Origin of the sequence: Bacillus sp. OTU2372 (assembly GCF_038440275.1) — a bacterium.
Classification (GTDB): Bacteria; Bacillota; Bacilli; order Bacillales; family Cytobacillaceae; genus Neobacillus; species Neobacillus bataviensis_B.
This window is the reverse complement of the sequence record NZ_JASATK010000026.1, coordinates 39,548-60,714: the sequence shown is the minus strand read 5'-3', so window position 1 is coordinate 60,714 and position 21,167 is coordinate 39,548. Positions and strand designations below refer to the sequence as shown.

Annotated in this window: 15 protein-coding genes and 1 pseudogene; 14 read left to right on the top strand and 2 right to left on the bottom strand. The window is 37.6% G+C overall.

The annotated features are described in order from the left end of the window. Nucleotides 1–50: 50 nt before the first annotated feature. Nucleotides 51–1,211: a helix-turn-helix domain-containing protein gene (locus tag AAHB15_RS25580; RefSeq protein WP_335575592.1), complete on the bottom strand. Its 1,161-nt coding sequence runs from the start codon at nucleotides 1,209–1,211 to the stop codon at nucleotides 51–53. A 124-nt stretch (nucleotides 1,212–1,335) separates the two neighbouring features. Between AAHB15_RS25580 and AAHB15_RS25575 the strand changes: the two genes are divergently transcribed. The 8 genes from AAHB15_RS25575 (at nucleotide 1,336) to AAHB15_RS25540 (ending at nucleotide 11,859) form a co-directional block, all read left to right on the top strand. Next, complete coding sequence (locus AAHB15_RS25575; RefSeq protein ID WP_342043612.1) at nucleotides 1,336–3,354, top strand: hypothetical protein; 2,019 nt, start codon at nucleotides 1,336–1,338, stop codon at nucleotides 3,352–3,354. Between the two features lie 133 nt (nucleotides 3,355–3,487). Continuing rightward, complete coding sequence (locus AAHB15_RS25570) at nucleotides 3,488–4,930, top strand: family 43 glycosylhydrolase (protein ID WP_342043611.1); 1,443 nt, start codon at nucleotides 3,488–3,490, stop codon at nucleotides 4,928–4,930. A gap of 126 nt (nucleotides 4,931–5,056) precedes the next feature. Continuing rightward, entirely contained in the window at nucleotides 5,057–6,475 is a 1,419-nt protein-coding gene (locus AAHB15_RS25565; RefSeq protein ID WP_335575596.1) for an MFS transporter, read from the top strand. A 38-nt stretch (nucleotides 6,476–6,513) separates the two neighbouring features. Further along, nucleotides 6,514–7,443: a nucleoside hydrolase gene (locus AAHB15_RS25560; RefSeq protein ID WP_335472042.1), complete on the top strand. Its 930-nt coding sequence runs from the start codon at nucleotides 6,514–6,516 to the stop codon at nucleotides 7,441–7,443. Nucleotides 7,444–7,572: 129 nt separating this feature from the next. Beyond that, the gene (locus tag AAHB15_RS25555; RefSeq protein ID WP_335472041.1) at nucleotides 7,573–7,881 is read left to right on the top strand and encodes a hypothetical protein; all 309 of its coding nucleotides are present in this window, start codon (nucleotides 7,573–7,575) and stop codon (nucleotides 7,879–7,881) included. Between the two features lie 40 nt (nucleotides 7,882–7,921). Next, nucleotides 7,922–8,299 carry a hypothetical protein gene (locus AAHB15_RS25550; RefSeq protein WP_335575597.1) on the top strand — a complete coding sequence of 126 codons (378 nt, stop codon included), beginning with the start codon at nucleotides 7,922–7,924 and terminating at the stop codon, nucleotides 8,297–8,299. A gap of 229 nt (nucleotides 8,300–8,528) precedes the next feature. Continuing rightward, nucleotides 8,529–10,253, top strand: a complete 1,725-nt coding sequence (locus AAHB15_RS25545; RefSeq protein WP_342043610.1) for a sensor histidine kinase — start codon at nucleotides 8,529–8,531, stop codon at nucleotides 10,251–10,253. 19 nt (nucleotides 10,254–10,272) lie between these two features. Next, complete coding sequence (locus AAHB15_RS25540; protein WP_335575894.1) at nucleotides 10,273–11,859, top strand: response regulator transcription factor; 1,587 nt, start codon at nucleotides 10,273–10,275, stop codon at nucleotides 11,857–11,859. A 326-nt stretch (nucleotides 11,860–12,185) separates the two neighbouring features. On the opposite strand, the pseudogene AAHB15_RS25535 reads toward AAHB15_RS25540, so the two are convergent. Beyond that, nucleotides 12,186–13,563: pseudogene (locus tag AAHB15_RS25535) on the bottom strand (IS1182 family transposase). A gap of 829 nt (nucleotides 13,564–14,392) precedes the next feature. Between AAHB15_RS25535 and ltrA the strand changes: the two are divergent. The 6 genes from ltrA to AAHB15_RS25505 all read left to right on the top strand — a co-directional run bounded on the left by ltrA (nucleotide 14,393) and on the right by AAHB15_RS25505 (nucleotide 20,708). Further along, complete coding sequence (ltrA, locus tag AAHB15_RS25530; protein ID WP_342043609.1) at nucleotides 14,393–15,667, top strand: group II intron reverse transcriptase/maturase; 1,275 nt, start codon at nucleotides 14,393–14,395, stop codon at nucleotides 15,665–15,667. 300 nt (nucleotides 15,668–15,967) lie between these two features. Further along, nucleotides 15,968–16,870, top strand: coding sequence for an ABC transporter permease (locus AAHB15_RS25525; RefSeq protein ID WP_335472668.1), 903 nt, complete (start codon nucleotides 15,968–15,970; stop codon nucleotides 16,868–16,870). A 17-nt stretch (nucleotides 16,871–16,887) separates the two neighbouring features. Continuing rightward, nucleotides 16,888–17,775 (top strand): carbohydrate ABC transporter permease, encoded by an 888-nt coding sequence (locus AAHB15_RS25520; protein WP_335472663.1) that lies wholly within the window; start codon nucleotides 16,888–16,890, stop codon nucleotides 17,773–17,775. A gap of 112 nt (nucleotides 17,776–17,887) precedes the next feature. Continuing rightward, nucleotides 17,888–18,523 carry a YesL family protein gene (locus tag AAHB15_RS25515; RefSeq protein WP_335575896.1) on the top strand — a complete coding sequence of 212 codons (636 nt, stop codon included), beginning with the start codon at nucleotides 17,888–17,890 and terminating at the stop codon, nucleotides 18,521–18,523. A gap of 148 nt (nucleotides 18,524–18,671) precedes the next feature. After that, nucleotides 18,672–19,070, top strand: a complete 399-nt coding sequence (locus tag AAHB15_RS25510; RefSeq protein ID WP_342043608.1) for a hypothetical protein — start codon at nucleotides 18,672–18,674, stop codon at nucleotides 19,068–19,070. 144 nt (nucleotides 19,071–19,214) lie between these two features. Further along, nucleotides 19,215–20,708 carry an ABC transporter substrate-binding protein gene (locus AAHB15_RS25505; RefSeq protein WP_335472666.1) on the top strand — a complete coding sequence of 498 codons (1,494 nt, stop codon included), beginning with the start codon at nucleotides 19,215–19,217 and terminating at the stop codon, nucleotides 20,706–20,708. Nucleotides 20,709–21,167: the final 459 nt, after the last annotated feature.

Sequence of the window (21,167 nt, the reverse complement as noted above, 5' to 3'; positions counted from 1 at the left end):
TCCAATATTAACCAGTGCTGTTTTCTATCTTATGGGCATTTCTCCTAGATTTAGGCTTTATTCCGATACTCGACTGGCGTCATTCCAGTTATTTTTTTGAAAACTGTATGAAAATAATTCTGTGAAGAATAACCAAGCTGGGCCGAAATTTGAATGAGAGGCATTTGGGTGGTTTCTAGTAAGCGTATGCCTTCTTTTATTTTCACCTCATTAATAAATTCCGTCAGTGTTTTTCCAGTTTCTTTCTTAAAATGGGTCGAAAGATAAGAACCATTCATTCTTAAACGCTCTGCTATACTTGCAGGTGTAATTTTCTCATAAAGATGGGCTTGTACTTCTTTACTAATTTTATTGACAAGAAGGGAGTCTGATAAATAGGAACGAGATCGAGCCGTTCTTTTTGCAAAATCCAAGAACATTTGCTTTAAGAGAATGAAGATTTCACTGTAATTTTTAATCTTTTCAATTTGAGTTAGATACCTTGTTGTCAGCGCGTTGGCGGTATCAAAATCCAAGCCGCCTTTCACGGCCGCTCTTGAAGATAGTGTTGTTGACACAATAAATATGTTTTTAAAGGATCGTACGACGTCGGGAGCTAACTTAGGAACTCCACCACCATTCGTAGTTTCCATATCGTTTAAAACGGTTTCAAGTGCGTTCGTATACCCATATTCGATGTAAGAAAGCATTTGTTTTTCTAATAGATCACTAACATGGTCGATAAACGTAGGATTCGTATCGATTGATAGCGTTGGTGAAGGATTCACTTGGTATGCGATGTGTACAGGTTCATGCTCTGCCCCATTTAAAAAATAATCTAAACAAACTAAAATACTACGAAATCGTTGGAGGTCGCAATTAGGTATTGTCCGAAACCAATGCAAGAATTCATTTCTTCTGTTTACTGGCTGTTGTAAACTCTCAAGGATTTTCTCGGCTTGGTTTCGTGTACATTCGAATGCCATCGCCGGTCCTACAATCACATATTGGGATGAATTGTCAATTCGAATCAGGCCGCAAAATAAATTTTCAGGTAAAACGGTATAGCAAACGGAATGAATGGTATCAACAGCGCTGTTAATCATGCTGATAGCTGGATTTGGATAAAACTCACCAGACCCATAACTTTGGATGGGCACATGATTATCAAAAAGCTGTAATGGTATTTTCGTAGCTTCGTATAACTTTTGTAGGGTTATGTGATTATTCATAATATACCTGCCTCCAATAAGTATACTAGAAATTTTATAACACAAACAAAAAAATTGAAATACAAATTTCACGATTTTTGTGAAAATAAAAATATCTTAAAATAGAAAACTCTAGGAGGTATACATGTTACAAGAAAAAACAACACTCTACGACCCAAAGTTAGACACGGAATTCCATACGCCCTATGTTGATATTAATGAATGGCGAGAGGGAGCAGTGCGGTACCATTATATTCATGGCGGATTCGAGGGCACCGAAGTCCGATTCTCTTTGTATTTTCCGGAAAAGGAAAACTATAAAGGACGTTTTTTTCAATTTATGGCTCCTTTTCAAGGACATGAGGATGCTTCTCAAATCCGCAAGGGAGAAGAAGATAAAATTGGCTTTGCCATCACGAATGGAGCTTATTTAGTCGAGTCGAATATGGGTGGACCTGCAGCTGTCGATACGACTATTTACCGTTCAAGCGCAGCTGTGGCAGAGTATTCACGTGAAATTGCAGTTAAACTTTATGGACCGCATCGTCCCTTTGGATATATCTATGGGGGAAGCGGCGGCGGATTTAAGACGATGAGCTGTTTTGAAAACACGAATGCATGGGATGGTGCCGTGCCATATATCATCGGGTCACCAATGGCCATTCCAAATGTATTCACCGTTCGTGCCCATGCATTAAGGATTCTCAGGAATAAACTTCCAATGATTGCTGACGCATTGGAACCTGGTGGAAGTGGAGATATCTATGCGGGTCTCAATGAAGAGGAAAGAGCGGCACTTGAAGAAGTAACGAAAATGGGATTCCCAACAAGAGTGTGGTTTTCACATGAATATGTTGGTTTGGGAGCACTTCCGCTTTTCGTACCTGTTATAGAGCAAGTAGATCCTGAGTATTTAAAGGATTTTTGGACGGTTCCCGGTTATTTGGGTGCAGACCCTAACAGTTCTGCAGTAAGAGACCGCCTTCAATACAAAACAGTGATTACCGAGACTCATCTGATAAGTAAAGAATTACTGATAAATGATGAAACTAAGACAGGCGCCGATGATGCATGGCACAGGCACAAAAGTATTGATATCAGTTTATTTAAACCTTGGCTGAAACTAAAGAGCGTACCGGCAGGGGATGTGTACTTAACTGGCACGGATATCGTATTCCTTAGTGGTGAGGCTGCAGGCTCGAAGATACCTCTTGACAGGTTGGAAGGAGATAAAGCTTTTATCGCGGAAGGCTTTGGGATAGAGGGAATGCTTGAAATTCTTGAAAAAGTAAAACCAGGCGATGAAATTATGTTGAACAATTCGAATTTTATTGCAATACAGACCTATCACCGGCATCAGGTTCCATCGGAGGATTTTCATGTGTGGGATCAGTTCCGCAATGAGGATGGCACGCCAATTTATCCACAACGCCCGGTTAATATAGGACCTAACATTACCCGCGGAGGGGCGGGATCCATCCAGAGCGGCCGTTTCAACGGAAAGATGATCGTAGTAGCTGCTTTACTCGATGAAAGCGCTTATCCGTGGCAGCCTGATTGGTACCGCACGAAGGTTAAGGGTGAACTGGGGGATAAAGAATCACAGAGTTTCAGGCTTTGGTATATGGATAATGCCATGCACGATGATCAGGCAAAGACCGCGGATGATCTGCATCTCATCAGCTATCTGGGAGCTCTCCATCAGGCTTTGCTCGATGTTAGTGAATGGGTTGAGCACGGTATCACTCCTCTTGAGAGCACCCAATATTCGGTGATCGATGGACAAGTTTCCGTACCATCAAAAGCAAATGAGCGAAAAGGAATTCAACCGGTCGTTGCCCTTAAGGCGAACGGAAGCGAATGTGCAATCGTTAAGGCTGGTGAGCCAGTGGACTTTATAGCGGAGGTTGAAGTGCCTGCCCATTCTGGTCAATTGACATTTGCAGAATGGAGTTTTGAGGGTGAAACCGATTTTCCTGTTAAGGGAGAGTTTACAAACGTCAAAGGTGATGGCAGTATCGCCACCGTGGCAGCAAAATACATTTTTAGAAAACCTGGCACTTACTTCCCCGTATTGAGAGTGAAGTCAAATCGGCAAGGTAATGTAAGCGATATCTATACTCAGGTTCAAAACCTCTGCCGTGTACGGGTAATCGTTAAATAAGCCATATAATAGATATTCTTTACGAAACTTCATTAAATGTGTCTCACTCTTTCCATCCTTAAGAAAGGGTGGACACATTTGGAGTTGGATTTCTAACTTACGAAATTCTCTGTTAAATCTTTGAGGAGGCATTATGAAAAGGCAAGTGTTTAATCCATTCCTTCCTAGTTATGAGTATATACCTGATGGGGAACCCTATGTTTTTGGTGATAGACTATATGTTTATGGCTCCCACGACAAGTTCAATGGGGAAAGATTCTGCGAAAACGATTATGTTTGCTGGTCTGCTCCATTAGATAGTCTCTATGATTGGCGACACGAAGGAATTATCTACCGCAAAAATCAAGATCCAATGAACTCGGATGGTGCTAGATGTTTGTATGCACCGGATATTCAGCAAGGCCCCGATGGCCGCTATTACCTTTACTATGCCCTTGATATGCTGGGAATCATGTCTGTAGCGGTTTGTGATACCCCGGCTGGATCTTTTCAATATTATGGTTCGGTTAAGTACCAAGATGGGAAATTAGTAGGGGAAAGCAGTGATGATATATTTCAATTTGATCCAGGAATTTTTATGGATGATGATGGGCGAATTTACCTTTATTCAGGCTTTGGGCCTGAGGATAGTGAGCAATGCAATCAGTTGTTTAAAAGCCGAAAGTATGAAGGGGCTTATTGTTTTGAATTGGAGCCGGATATGCTGACTGTAAAGGCAGGCCCGAAGTTGATTTTACCGAAGGCAGGACATGCCAATGGGACTAGTTTTATAGGACATGAGTTTTTTGAAGCGAGTTCGATGCGAAAAATAGGCAATACCTACTACTTTATCTACTCCTCCATTAATAGTCATGAATTGTGCTATGCAACAAGTGACAGGCCTGATGGCGGTTTTGTATATGGAGGAACCATTATCAGTAATGGAGATATCTTCTTAAATGGGAGAACGGAAGCTGAAAGGCTGAACTACACAGGAAATAACCATGGAAGCATAATAGAAATGAATGGACAGTGGTATGTTTTTTATCATAGACAAACCAATAAGCACGCGTTTTCACGACAAGCTTGTGCGGAAAAGATTGTTCTAGATGAAGACGGACGGATTAAGCAAGTAGAGATGACAAGTTGCGGGCTCAACGATGGTCCACTTGTTGGAAAAGGCCAATACGAAGCCTATATTGCCTGTAATCTATATTCAAAGAATGGGGCACGCCACATTAGCATTAACTTAGAGGATTATGAAACTCATCCATTTTTTACTCAAAGCGGTGCAGACCGTGAGGAGCACGGTGACCAATTTATTGCCAACATGCAAGATGGAGCGGTTGCGGGTTTTAAATATTTTGATTTGCAAGAAACTACAAAGATCTCAGTTCAAGTTCGAGGGAATGCAAGAGGGGAAATGATCGTTTTATCCAGTATCGGAGGAAATATAGTTGCCCGGATTCCTATCGACGCGGGTGAAGCCTATCAAAATTTTGAAGGTGCACTGGAAGTTAAAGATGCTATATCTTCCTTGTTTTTTCAGTTCAAGGGCACAGGAAAGTTTGACTTTAAATCGTTTACACTAGACTAAAATTAATGCTGTCGGGTGAAGTAGGCTGCTTATGATTCGTTCACTTTTGTAACATAAACAGACTCTTTGCCGGCTACAATGTGCACAAAACAATGGCTTTAATAAAACAATGAATGGGGAGTTACGATGGAAGCCACAAAAGCGATTGAAACGGTAGATTATGAAGATTTTGAAGCTCCAAAACTAAAGTTAGGTGAAAAGATAGCCCTCGTGATCGGCGGTGCGCCTAATACTTTTCATACTCAAATGACGCAAACGTATTTGCTTTTCTTTTACACTGACTTTATGAAAATTAATCCCGCTTATATAGCAGCACTATTTCTAGTTATTCGTATTTTAGATGCGATCATAGCACCATTTTTTGGAGCTTTTATCGATAAGGTAAAAACCCCATGGGGAAAATACACACCGTGGTTTGTCATCTTAGGAGTGCCTTTCGGGATTACAGGATGGTTAACTTTTACAAATCCAAATTTAAGTCCGACCGGAAATTTAGTGTACGCCATTATTACTTATACTTTTTATAGTGTTATATCAGCAATCATCTCTTTACCAGGAGGCGCAGTAGTCCCGACTGTGACGAAAAGAGTGGATGAAAGGGTATCACTAGGGCAATTACAATATCTTTCTATTATGGCCGGAGCTTTAGTTGTTGCCGTAGGTGCAGTACCATTATACAAAGCTTTAGGTGGCGGTAATGATGCCAAAGGATTTTCCTTATTGATGGCAATAGCTGGTGTTTTCACTGTATTAGTAGCAATTTACCAGGTATCGAAAATAAAGGAAAGATATATGGTAGAAACAAAAAAAGATGAAAAGTCACCCTCATTTAAACAAATGTTTGCGGCTACTTTTACAAATAAAACGGCTGTCATCATTTATTTGGGTGGATTTGGAGCTGCCTTATCAGCTGGGGTAAGGTCTGCAGTTCAAATACATTTCTTTAAATACTTTTTCCACAATGAAGGCTTAATGGCAATTATGGGAATCATTGCTTTGGTACCGGCCCTTATAGGTGTAGCCTTAAGTCATATAGTCATTAAGCGTTTTGGATTGAAAGTTACCATTTTAACGAGCGTTGTTGTAGGACTGATATCAGGACCGATATTGTTATTCATTCCTGCTAATAATACTGGTTTAATCATTTTTATCGTTATTTCAGTTATTACCACATTAATTGGTTCATTGAGTGGTCCTGCTTCGGGGGCATTGATGCCGGCTGCAATCGATTATACCGAGTGGAAAACAGGGATGAATATCAATGCATTTATGAGTTCTATCAGCGGATTTACACAAACATTTGCAACCGCTTTATCAGGTGCGATAGCTGCAGGGGCACTGTCTGTTATTGGTTACGTACCTGGAGTAGAGCAAAGTAGTTCAACCCTCTTTGGGCTTAAGTTCGTGATATTTGTTCTACCTTCAATTTTGAGTACACTAGGAATTTCCATCTTATGGTTTGATCTAACAGAGGAAAAGCAAGTTCAGATTGGTAAGGAATTGGCAGAACGTAGAAAGAATGCACAAGGTAAAATGACAGTCTAATTTGTCATTTCATGTACTGTATAAACAAAGAGTGGTGAATGAATATGAAACTGCCGTTTGACATACCGGAGAATAAGAAAATCAGATTAATTATCAATACAGATGCAAAAAATGAGGCGGATGACCAATTTGCCATTGTTCATGGATTACTTACGCCAAGGTTTAAAATCAAGGGAATCATTGCCGCTAATTACTCTAATGGGGCTTCTATGTTTAATCGTACTGAAAATTCGATGCTGGCAAGCTACGATGAAATCGAAAAAGTTCTAACTATTATGAATTTAAATGGCCAAGTTCCAGTTTATAAAGGGGCGGAGAAGCCAATTTTAAATGAAAACACACCTGAAAGGTCGGAGGGGGCGGAGGCTATTATACGCGAGGCACTTGCTGACGATCCAACTCCGTTGTTCGTTGTCTTTTTAGGACCATTAACCGATTTGGCATCTGCCTATCTAATGGAACCAAAAATTGCCGACAAATTGACTGCGGTGTGGATTGGAGGTGGCCCTTGGCCAAAGGGCGGCTGGGAGTTTAACTTATTTAATGACCCACATGCTGCGAATGTCGTGTTCCAATCCAAATTAGAACTATGGCAAGTTCCGCAAAATGTGTATGCAACACTGAGGGTGTGTATTGCTGAACTGGCCTATAAAGTAAAACCATGTGGGGAAATAGGTAATTATCTGTACCAACAGTTGGTGGACTTTAACGACTGGGCTGCGACAGCGATCCCGGATATACCTTGGCCAAAAGGAGAAACATGGTCCCTCGGGGATTCTCCTGCTATAAGCTTATTGCTGGATGATCATGATTACGGATATGAATTAAAGCCGGCACCAAGGATTACAAACCATTTAAATTATGAACATTATCAAAATGAAAGAATGATTCGTGTTTATCACTATGTTGATTCGAGGTATACCCTCGAAGATATGTTTGCCAAACTGGCTTTGAATTACGGTAAATAAAGTAAACTCTTCAGCTGGTGGACTCTTAGTCTCCCGTTTTATTTCAAATCAAAATTATACCTACAGTTCTTGTTATTGCATTCTATTAATTGATTTGGAAATGAGTCAAATGATATATGAGGTGATATCTTGAGAGAATACGAAGTGTTAACAAAAAAGGCTATGAAGGTAACTCCAAAATGGGTAAAAAACGACATTGAAACCATAATAAACCGAAATGATGGTGTTGTCGGAAGTAGTTATATTATTAGCAAGCTACATCAGCTATATTCACCAGGAATACGCTATTCTATCGCACTTAACATGGGTAATTATGAATGGCACCGAGTTAGTCAGGAACGATTAACTTTTATTGATAATAATCTTGATCTTTTGGACCTGATAATAAAAAAATTCCAGGCTGTGAAAAGAGAAAAAATAAGACAAGAAAAGCCATAGAGTGGTTATTTTAAACAGAAAGTAAAATAGAAAGTTTAAATTGTTAAAAGGTAAATTTCAATGTATTGAAGCGGGAGAGAACAATCATGGTCCTGTAATTGTTTCAGGTAAAACACATTTCTCCTATTCAGATGGTAAACCCTTCTATCCGTTTGGAACTACTACATATGTATGGAACTATCAGAATGAGGAGGTTCAGGAGCAAACCTATGAAAGTTTGGAAAATGGTCCATTTATTAAGATTCGCATGTGTGTATTTCCAAAACACTATGATAAAATCTTCATGAACCACTTTTGTTTCCATTTACCGTTTATTAAAAAGAAGGGTTTAAATTTAGCCGCTTTGATACCCGTTTCATTTTGGATGAGGCAACAAGTTCAGTTGACAAGATCAAAGTGTCTGCTACTAGGCAATTAGCCTGATGACAGGCACTTTCTTTATGTTCGACGATAATTAATTCTTTAAATTGTTTTGAAGTATACCCTGTTAGATACCAAGTTTCAATAATTATTGTCAAAATTTTTATAACATAAACAAAAAAAGTGAAATACGTAATTTTCAATTTTTGAAAAAATAAGATTATCTTAAATTTAAACACAAGGTTTCCGCTTTAATAGACTGTAAGGGTTACATTAGGAGGATCACCATGCGGACAATCAAGCCTATTATACGTTCATTGCTATTCAAGCTTTTTTTGAGTGTGTTTTTAATCATTGGGCCATTAATTGTTGTACTGATTGTGAACACCTATTATTCCGTTACAGTCTTAATAAGTCAGGTGTCCCAATCAAACAAAAACATGCTTAATATTTATTTGGATCAAATTGACCGGAATTTAGAAGGAGTGGGAAACTATATATTTCAAATTTCACAAAACAATCCAGATATATCTTTACTTCAATATAACGAAAACATTGATCCCAATTATTACGAACTAGCAAAAATACGTTTATTTGATTCTATCAGTAGCCAGTCCAACTTTTACAATACCATCGACTCTATTTTTATTTATTCCACTACACATAAAGATTTTATGAATACCCCGAATTATGCAGATACTTATCCGGAGAGAAAAGCAGCAAGAGAAGAGATTCATCATTTAATTGATAATAAAAAGAATCAATTATCGGAAGGGAAGTGGACCATTTGGAAGGGGAAAGATCATTATTATATGTTGTACATTTTAAAAAATGAAGATGTGTATGTAGGTGCATGGGTAAATATGGATAAGCTAGTTAAGCCTTTTAAGTATGTTGATTTTGGTGAAACAGGAAGAGCCTTGCTGGCAACTTCCGACCTTTCTCCAATTTCTAATAAAAAATTTATGGAAGATGAAAACATTGATTTAAATTCTGCAAACAAACACAATTCTATTTCCGGGAAAACTGACAACTTTTTATTAATCAAGGAAAAATCATCCCAAGCTGATTTTTATCTTGTTGCATTGATTCCAGATAGTGAAGTCTTAAAAAAGCTTCCATTTATTCAAAGGATTTCGTATTTGATTACGATTGTAGCTGTTTTGTTTTTATGTTTATTTATTTTTATTATGAGAAGGGTGTTTCTCCAACCGATTAACCGAATTGTTACTGCCATGAAAAAACTGAGGCAAGGAAATTTGGATACTCGCTTACCCATAGAACAGAATTCTACCGAGTTTGAGGTTATGAATGAACAATTCAACCGAATGATTTCGGAAATTAAGGATTTGAAAATTAATGTATATGAAGAAAAGTTAAAACTTCAAAGAGCAGAACTGAAACATTTGCAGCTGCAAATTAATCCGCATTTTTTTCTTAACTCATTAAATATTATCTATAATTTGGCTAATGTCAAAGATTTTGCGATTATTCAGGAGATGTCAAAATGTCTGATAAATTATTTTCGATTTATGTTCCGAAGCAATTCGTATTTTGTTAATTTAAAAGATGAAATCAAGCATACTGCTAACTATTTAAGAATTCAACAACTTAGGTTTCCTGATACTTTTCACTATTCTGTTGAAACTCAGGCCGATTTGGAGAAATGTAAAATACCGCCTCTTATCATTCAAACAATTGCGGAAAATTCCATTAAACATGCAATAAGTTTGGATGAGCGTTTGAATATTCATGTTGTGATAAACGAAGATGAGGATTCTGACTTTATTAATATTAAGATCCAAGATACAGGTGAGGGTTTTCCTGAGGATGTATTATACGCATTAGAATTTGAAGATTCACCGATTGCTAGTGAAGGAGAAAGAATCGGTATTTGGAATGTGAAACAAAGATTAAAATTGCTATATAAAGGAAATTCAGCCATACACTTTTCAAATGAGGAAGGAATAGGGGCAACTGTTTATGTGCGTATTCCGAAAATTTTGATGTAGAGTGGAAGGGGAAGTTGCAATGAGCCAATTTCATGTTCTGATTGTTGATGATGAAATTCATGCCATCAGGGGAGTCGAGGAGTGGGTAAATTGGGAGAAGCATGACATTTCAACGGTCTATACAGCACAGAGTTTAAAACAGGCACAAGAAATCATTTTAAATAACAAAGTGGATTTGCTATTGTGTGATATCGAAATGCCGAAAGGGTCTGGAATTGACTTGTTAAAATGGGTTAAGGAACACTACCCGAATATAGAAGTCATATTTTTAACTATGCATTCGGACTTTTCCTTTGCTAAACAGGCATTGCAACTAAAAAGTTTTGACTATCTGCTTAAGCCCGTTGATTATCAGGAGCTAGAAGAAGTAATCCAAAAAGCATTACAAAAAATCAAACAAGATCGGGAAGTCAAAATGGTGGAGGAATCGTATCAATCGGTGCTGAGGGATCGATTCTGGCTGGACCTCATCCAGGAAAATATCCCATCAACGGTGGAAAAGATTGAAGAACATATGCTAAATCATCAAGTATCATTTCCAGATGGTACAACCTTTCTTCCCATACTTTTTCATGTTCAACGATGGAAAAAGGAATTTTCGGTCCATGAAGAAAAAGTAAGAGAGTATGCCCTGCAAAAAGCAGCGGATGAAGTCATTGGAAAGAACAATCTGGTAGGTCATGTGGTTAATCTTGGAGCCGGGGATGTTATTGTCATCATCCCTTTGGTTAGCCCCGCAAATTTAGGGGAACTTGTGAGTAGTATGAATCTATTTATATCTGAATTCTCTCAATACTTTTCATGTGACTTATGTTGTTATCTTGGGAAACAGGTACCGGTTCAAGAGGTTGTGAGTATGGTCCATAACTTGCAGGAAATTGACCGCAACAATGTTAACAAAAGTAACCAGGCAATTGGATATAAAAATGAGAAAAAGGGTTCCTGCACGTTTCCGCAAATTCCTTCTGCCAATTGGACAAGTTTAATGAAAAGCGGTCAGAAGGAAAAGTTGTTGGATGCAATTAATCAATACTTTGCAGAATTGAAAAGATCCGACGATATAACAGCCCAAGTTCTTCATTTATTTTATCAGGATTATTTGCAGTTGGTTTTCTATGTACTTCAAGTAAAAGGAATACACGCTAATAAGGTTTATTCCCAAAACCTGCTGACCGAAAAACCTGCAAAAGTGTTAACATCATTGGACTCTCTGCAAGAATGGGTTATCTATATCGCCGATGTAGCTATGAACCAGCTTCATCTGCCTCCAGAAAAAGAATCGGTGGTAGAAATCGTAAAAAAATATATCAACGAAAATCTTGGTGAACACCGATTAAGTCGGGAAATAATTGCTAATTATGTATATCTAAATCCGGACTATTTAACAAGACTATTTAAAAAACAAACAGGGCTTTCCATTTCTGATTATTTGCAACTTCAACGAATTGAATATGCTAAAAAACTGTTGAAAGAAACAAATCTGACTGTTAGTGAAGTCGGTTTGTCGGTAGGATATTCCAGTTTTTCTCACTTTTCTTCTGTTTTTAGAAAGATTTCCCAATTAAATCCGGTAGACTATCGGAAAACATTGGAGTCACTTCGGTAAAGTTATTAAAGAAGAAAAAGAAGAGTAAAATAATGAACCGAAAGAAAAGTATTAATAGCCGTGAGAAGAGAACTAGTTGTTTCCTAGTTCTCTCAGATTGTCGAGAAAGGGTATTTTTCTCGGCAATTTTTTTATTTTGTCAGGATCTAAATACCTAATTTAAGGATTGCCCCCACAATTGGGCCTGTTGATTTCCGCTCCGGGCACTCGCTTTCCGCGGGGAGGTCCTGGAGCCTCCTCGGCGCTTTGGCGCCTGCGGGGTCTCCAGTGACCTCTCTATCCCGCAGGAGTCGAGTGCACTCCGCTCCAATCACCAGGGAGACAAATCAACCTAATGTATTGCAACATACTTTTTCTAACCTTGCCAAGTGTGTTGCAATCTTTTTTATATTTTGGCAGGCTGCAGTAAGAAGAGCCTGTTCACTTGCATTCTTCAATCCTCGTAACCGGTAATAGCGAAGCCGTGCAGCTCTTTTGAGTCTGCGAAACTTCGCTCAATTTTTTCCTTTCTAAATTTGTAAAGCATTTTTCCCGATTTAGATAATCGATTTACCCTTACCTTATCTTATGTTCCTCCCATACATGTCGTGTTACAACTTTTACTTTATTTTTTGAGCGTGTACATTGGGATAGAAGTGGACAGTTCTGGCACTTCTTGGAATCGGACTTGTATTCTCTATAACCCTCCCGGGTTGTAGTTTTGTATGTTAATTCCTGGTTATTAGGGCAAATGTATAGATCTCGTTCTTTTTCATATGTAAATTTCCATTTAGGGAATAAGCAAGTAGTAGGATGAAATCTTCTATGAGCAATAACGTCCAAAATGTTACGGTCAGAAAACCCCTTGCAAATAGGATTAGTAAGATAACCGGAATCCAGAGCTACCGCTTCTACCCTAAATCCAAAACGTTGGACCTGACGATCTAATCGATTCAGATAAGGAATAGAATCATGAACATTGCCTGGAGTTACATAAACATCCGTAATAATATTAAACTTCATTTCTGTAGTCCTATGGTCAAGATAACAGAACATTTCCTGCTTATTTTCACGAGACATAAATCCACATTCAGGATCAGTTGTACTAACCGGAATTTCTTTAGTTTCCTTCTCTTTCAACTTTTCCTGGAACGGCTTTTTTCCAGACTTAATTCTATCTTCCTCTATAGCTTTATTTAATTCCTCAAAATATTCGCGAGTCTCAACTTCTACTTCTTCTTTTGAAAACTTATGTTTATTGGCGTTTGCTTTTAAATGAGTTGAATCTGTAAATAAAACACGCCCTCCAACCATTTTGTGATTCATGGCTAGGAGAACAATCTCATCAAAAATATCCTGAAAGATATTTGTATCTTTAAAACGGTGTTGACGATTCCAGCTAATCGTAAAATGATGTGGAACTGGATCATGGAATTTAAATCCTAAGAATCAGCGATAGGCAATGTTCATTTTTACTTCTCTTTCTAATTGTCGCTCAGAACGAATGCCATAAATATAACCAATAAACATCATTTTAAATAGTATAAGGGGATCAGTAGGGCGTCCGTTATCATCTCTATAAAATGGACGAATTTTTTTAAGGAGAAATGAAAAATCAATATATTTATCGATCAAACGAAGAAGGTGATCGTCCGGAACTAATTCATCAATAGATACAAATTCATATTCATTTTGGCTATACTCTTTTTTGCTTAAACATTGAATTCATCACGTCATTTTAATATTATAAGTTCAGTTGAAGTCCTTATTGAAAAAACTCTGTTTATTGGCGCGTAAGGCACGAAGACTCCTGCGGGAGTACGGGGCAAGGGAGACCCCGCAAGAGCGAAGCGATGAGGAGGCTCCCCGGCACGCCCGCGGAAAGCGAAGTGCCTGGAGCGCCAATCAACAGACTTGTTGGAAAGTTCGAAATATATTAATAGTGTTATAACAAATTACCGCGGTGAATTGTTAAAGCAATCGAATAAAATAATAGGCTGTCGAGGGCAGTTCGACAGCCTGAGAGAACTAGGTGTTTCCTAGTTCTCTTTTTTTAGTGTGCCAGGCATGGCAACTATCTAGGTGGCGAAAGTCCACTGTGGGGGTACACATCGACCAACCACTAAGGAAGCGCAAGGTACTTATCGTGAGATAAGGGCTGGAGGAAGCGTGGAATAAAATCTTGGCTCGACGAACAGAAATCTGATACTAAGGCTCTACAAAGGGATAAGGCTCCTAAACAAGTCAAAGTCCAAAAGATGTGCGTAACTTTGTAGAGTAAATCAGGCGAGTAAAAGAGGAAAGATAGTTGTCTTACCCTGGGAGGCCTTGCGGATGTACATTGGTACAGTCGGAAAAGGTTTGCCGCAAGAAGTCAGCAGAAGCCATAGTAATGAAGTAATTCATGAAGGGCTGAACAATTTATAGTGTTTCAACGCCACGAATGCGTAAGTGACCTACTCCGAATGTGTTAATGGTGAAAGTATGAGCGTACCTCAAAGGATAACCAAAATGGAGCTATCACTTATTACGTGAGAGGAAAGGAGAAACGAGTATGGAACTTTTAGAACAGATTCTAAGTAATCAAAATATGAATCAAGCCTACTTGCGTGTATATAAAAACAAAGGTGCTAGTGGGGTCGATGGAATAACGGTCGATGAACTGAAACAATATCTGAGAGAGAACAAAGATGAGCTACGTCAGCGTATCAGAACAAGAAAATACCAACCACAAGCTGCCTTAAGAGTGGAGATCCCAAAAGAAAATGGAAAGATGCGCAAATTGGGAATACCAACAGTAGTGGATAGGGTGGTTCAACAAGCCATTCATCAAGTACTTAGTCCAATATTTGAAAAGCAGTTCAGCGAATTCAGTTACGGCTTTAGACCGAAAAGAAGCTGTGAGATGGCAATTATTAAAAGCTTGGAATTTCTAAATGATGGACACGATTGGGTTGTGGATATTGACCTTGAAAGATTTTTCGATACAGTCCATCACGATAAACTCATGCGAATCATTTCTAATACCATAGATGATGGAGATGTCATTTCCCTAATAAGAAAATACCTTGTCAGTGGAGTGATGGTGAATGGGAAATATGAAGAAACACCAGTTGGAACTCCGCAAGGAGGAAACCTAAGCCCACTGCTGAGTAATATTATGTTGAACGAACTGGATAAGGAACTAGAAAGTAGAGGACTCCAATTCGTGAGGTACGCTGATGACGCTCTAATCTTCGTGAAGAATGAGAAAGCAGCGAATAGAGTGATGGAATCAATCGTGAGATTTATAGAAATTAAATTAGGGTTAATAGTCAATATAGAAAAGAGTGAAATCTCTCGTCCAAAGGATTTGAAATTCTTAGGATTTGGATATTATTACGATTCTAAAAATGAGAAATACCAAGCAAAACCCCATTTCACATCAATACAAAAATTTCAAAGGAAGCTTCGAAAATTAACAAAGCGAAATTGGAGTGTTCCGCTAGACTACCGAATTTTAAAACTTAAACAAGTCATACTTGGGTGGGTTAATTACTTTAGAATCTCAAATATGAAAAAGGCTATGACTGAGATAGATCAGAAGCTTCGCTCCAGAATTAGAGTTATCATCTGGAAGCAATGGAAGGTACCGAAGAAACAAATCAAATCGCTTGTTCAACTAGGGATTCCAGAGGAAGAGGCGAAAGGATTAACTTTCTGTCGGAAAGGTTACCGGTACATCGGACTATCGAAAGTTGTTCAAAGGGCAATCTCAAACAAAAGACTAAAGCGGAGGGGAATTCCCTCTGCTTTCGAACATTATCTAAAAGTACACACTGTAATATAAATTGAACCGCCGTATACGGAACCGTAAGTACGGTGGTGTGAGAGGGGCGAAAATAATTAAATTATTTTCCCTCTACTCGATTGTTTTTGTTACTAAAGTAAAAAAAGTCGGATGAGCGAACCATGGAAAGTCGTATTGTCGATAGTTACAGAGTTTAGACTCTATTAAAATAGATTTATAAGTTGTAAGCGGAAACATCTATTGAGATCAGGAGGAGGAATGGGGATGTCCCAAGTTACAGTGAAGAAATTGGAACCAGGCATTCAGTCTATACCTGAAAAAAGGGTTAACACAAGACTAATGAAATTGAAAAGGGCTTTACCGCTATTTATCATGATGGTTCCCGGATTAATTTATTTATTGATCAACAACTATTTGCCAATGTTTGGACTTGTGATTGCCTTTAAAGATATTAACTATGCTAAAGGAATATTCGCCAGCGATTGGATAGGATTTAAAAATTTCGAATATCTGTTCAGCACAAAGGATGCCATCGTTATCACACGAAATACGATTCTTTATAATGGTGTATTTATAATTTTGAATACGGTATTGGCTATTGGTGTGGCGATCATGCTAAATGAAATAAAAAACAAGCTCGCTAAAGGCTTTTATCAGAGTGTGATTCTTTTGCCATTTTTAATTTCGATGGTCATTGTCAGTTATCTAGGATTTGCTTTTCTTAGTGAAGATGTTGGTTATCTGAATAAAACAATTTTGCCGATGCTAGGGGTTCACGAGATCTCCTGGTACAATGAGGCAAAATATTGGCCTTATATCTTAACCTTCATCAATATGTGGAAAGGTGTCGGTTTCTTGTGTGTTATCTACTTAGCCGCAATTATAGGTATCGATCAAGAATTTTATGAAGCAGCTACTCTAGATGGAGCCAGTAAATGGAAGCAAATCATACATATTACGATTCCATCAATTATGCCAGTCATTATCATGATGACATTATTGGCAATAGGAAAGATTTTTTATTCTGATTTTGGTCTGTTCTATCAAGTGCCAATGAATTCAGGTGCGATATACGATACTACTAATGTTATTGACACCTATGTTTACCGTGGTTTAATGCAGCTTGGGGATATCGGTATGTCAGCAGCAGCCGGGTTATATCAATCCGTCGTCGGATTTGTTCTCGTGCTGATATCAAATTATATCGTCCGCAAAAAGAGTAAAGAAAATGCATTATTTTAGAATGGAGGTCAAGCTGAATGTATAAATCTGACCGAATCACACAATGGGTTTCTCATATTTTTCTCATTATACTCGCTATAGGCAGCATCATTCCGTTGATTATTCTTTTGTCTTCTTCACTTTCAAGTGAGGCATCGATTATAAAAGAAGGATATTCCTTTTTTCCAAAGGAGTTTAGCCTTGATGCTTACGAATATTTACTGAAAAATTTATCAAAAATCGGTAGGGCTTATGGGATTACAATTTTCGTTACTGTATTTGGTACAATTGTAAGTCTTGCCATGACATCGTTTTTGGCATATGCCCTTTCCCGTCGTGATTTGCCTTACAAAAACGTGTTTTCTTTCATTGTTTTCTTCACTTTATTGTTTAATGGGGGACTTGTTCCAACCTATCTTGTTTATACTCAAATATTTGATGTGAAAAACACGATCTGGGCTTTAATAGTTCCGGGCTTATTAATGAATGGATTTAACGTATTATTAATGAGGACATTTTTTATAACGTCCATTCCGGAGCCGGTAATTGAATCGGCAAGAATAGATGGTGCAGGTGAATTTAGAACATTTTTTTCAATTATTTTGCCACTATCATTGCCTATTCTGGCAACGATTGGGTTACTTCAATCGATTACTTATTGGAATGATTGGTTTAATGGACTTATCTATATCACTGAACCATCGCTATTCAGTATCCAAAACATTTTAAACCGAATGTTGTCAGACATTCAGTTTTTGGCAAGCAACAATTTGGGCACAAACAGTAGCCAGGCAACTGTGCAAGTTCCTACCACCGCTGTGCGTATGGCAATTGCTTTAGTCGGTGTACTGCCTATCTTAATTGCTTATCCATTTTTCCAAAAATACCTTGTAAAAGGGATTGCATTAGGATCGGTAAAAGGTTGATTCAATTTGTTAAATTTGGAGAAGAGGCCCATGTCTAAGCAATGGGCTCCCCCTTTCACAAAATAAGATATCTACTAAAATACCTGAGTACAAAGCAAAGGGGACATAACAGATGGATGGTTTTATGCGGGGATTTTATAGTATTTCGGAATGGATTCTGAGGTTTGCTTATGTGAATATTCTGTGGATCTTATTTACTATCTTCGGACTTGTTGTTTTTGGCTTTTTTCCCTCTACAATTGCCATGTTTGCAGTTGTTCGCAAATGGATATTGAAGCAGCATGATATCCCAGTATTTAAAAGTTTTTGGATTACCTATAAAAAAGAATTTGTGAAAGCTAATTTATTAGGACTTGTAATATGTTCATTGGGATTCTTGACGTATTCAAACATCACAATTGTGGAGGCAACCACAGTACCAACATTTAAATTGCTTTATATTCCAAATACCATTGTCATTTTCATCTTTCTACTTACTTCTTTATATATTTTTCCGGTGTTCTCCCATTTTGATGTCCACTTGGGAGAAGGGATTAAAAATGCCTTTATCTTAATGGTCGTAAATCCAATACCGACGCTTTGCATGGCAACTTTAACTGGATTCCTTGGTTTTATCTATTTAAAATTGCCAGGACTTCTTCCTTTTTTCAGTGGGAGTTTAACTTCTTATATACTAATGTGGATTAGAAACTACGTTTTTAATAGAACAGTCAAATTGTCTGTCGAGAATGCTGGAGTAAAAGGATGAGAAAGGAAATGCTAAATATTATTGTAAACAGTTACAACGATTAAAAGGACATTTAATAGATTAAGCACGAATGATTTCATTCTAATGAAAGAAGAGATTTTAATGCACTATAAATCAATTCGACCAGGGCAGACCTGGCTAGATACAGATGGAAAGCGTATTCAGGCGCAGATCCATCATAACTGTCGGAGATACTTTTTATTGGTATGGAGAAAATAAAGAAAAGACGAAAGCTGGAAGTGGAATTTGGCATTGGGGAGTAAGATGCTACTCATCAAAAGATTTGTATAACTGGGAGGATAAAGGAATCATCATACCTCCAAATGTAGAAGACGAAAATTCTCCACTGCATCCTAGTCAGTTTATGGACAGACCACATATTATTTTTAATGAAAAAACAGGTAAGTTTGTAATGCTGGATGAAAATTATGAAAAAAGAAGGAACTCAGGAATCAACGGTTTTGACAATTTAAATGTTGATACCTTTATAGTAGGTTATGTATGGCTTCCAATAAGATTTGATGGTGAAATGGCTTATTTAGATTAGATAGGTGAATGGAAATTGGAAGATTATGAATAATGGAAACATTATTCGTATTACTAATTACCGGAAAGGGGGTGACCTACAATAAAAAAATAGTATCACGATAATGATTTAATGAAATTATTAAAGTAAAATGGGGGGATAAAAATGTCTAAGAGATTCAGGGTATTAGCAGTATTTTTATTAACTTTTTTAGTTCTATCAACTGCCCTTGCAGGTTGTAGCAAAAGTAAAGAATCTTCGGGTTCAAGCTCTAACTCTAAAGATGGAAAACCATACAATGTTGTGATGGCCTATCAATCATTCGGTAATGTAGAAGATCTTAAAATGGTTCAAGACAAAATTAATAAAATTGCCAAGAAGAAGATCAATGCTACAGTTACATTAGTACCTATTAACTATGGGGCATGGAATCAGCAATCAAATTTAATGTTAACGGGTAATGAAAAATTAGATTTACTTTTTACTGGTCCTGACTTTGCCACAAAAGCGGTGAAAGGACAAATTATGCCTTTAGATGATTTATTGAAATCTCATGGAAAAGGGATATTGAAAGCTGTTCCTTCTGAGATACTTGAAGCTGCTAAAGTTGATGGAAAAGTTTATGGGGTACCAAGTATGAAAGAATGGTCACAGCAATATGGCTTTTTAATGACAAAAGATTTTGTTGATAAATATCACATAAATTTATCAAATGTCAAGACTTTGGAAGATCTTGAAGAAGTGTTTAAGGTGATTAAAAAGAATGAACCAACTGTCACTCCTATTGTTGGAGGTATTGGTGGGACTTTACCAATTTTAGCCTATACCTATTCTTACTTTGATAAACTAGGAGGAACTGTAGGAGCCTTAGATATGACGAAGGGGGATTTTAAGGTAATTAATGAATATGAGCATCCAGCATATGAAGCAGGCGCAAAACTAATGAGAAAGTGGTATCTTGCCGGGTATATAAGCAAAGATGCAGCAACATCTACAGATCTACCTTCCGATGCTATGAAAGCAGGCACAGGATTTGGATTCTTTAATGGTTTGGCCCCGGGTACAGAAGTAGGGGCATCTAATGGGATAGGAGGTAAACCTGTAGTTGCCGTCAGATTTAAGGACATTGTTCAATTCACAGATTCTCCTCAGATTCTAATGACCTTAGCAAAAAATAGCCAAAATCCAGAAAAAGCAATTGAGTTTTTAAATCTTATGTATACCGATAAAGATATTATGAATTTACTCACACTTGGTATAGAAGGTAAACATTATGAAGTAAATGAAAAGGGATTTGTTACATTACCAAAAGGGAAAACTGAAACAGGTTATGTTGGTAACAACTGGGTGATGGGGAATAACTTCCTTACGAAGGTTTGGGATGGACTACCTGCGAATCATTGGGATCAAGTGAAGGCTTTCAATGAAAGTGGAAAAAGATCACCTGCCTTTGGGTTTATGTTTAATCCGGATCCTGTAAAAACTGAAATTGCAGCAGTTAGTAACGTTGTTCAACAATATGAAAAAGGAATAGGAACTGGTACTCTAGATCCAGAAAAAATGCTACCTGAATTTAGAAAAAAATTAAAAGCTGCGGGCGCTGATAAAATTATTAAAGAAAAGCAAAAGCAACTTGATGAGTGGAGAAAAAATAAGTAGTATCTTTTCAATTAACTAGAATACTAGATTTTCGCTCTTGTCTTCTTTTTTAGAAAAATAGAATTTGTTGTGCTGCTCGCTATTTGAATTCGCTATCAATATATATGGTAAAAACTGTCATGGATAAGTGGAAGCAATTAATGTTCTAAAAGGGGGTAACCCGAAAGGTACCCTTTTTTTACTTTTTCGGCAGGTAATATGACCCACGAGGAAGTAACCGTTGAAGCTGAAGTTCAAGTAAATACTACAGCAGAGATCCTCGCCAAACTCGAGATGTTAGCGAAAACAGAAAGCTATTACAAAAGCGGAAGGTATTTTGATATTTCCAAACAGAGCAAGGTGTGTTGCTTATAGTAGGGTCTGGTCATTATCACTTCACTTATAGGAATGAACGTGGCAAATACTAGATTAATTGACTTGATTTTGAATGAGGAAACCACGAAAATTTTGTACATGGTT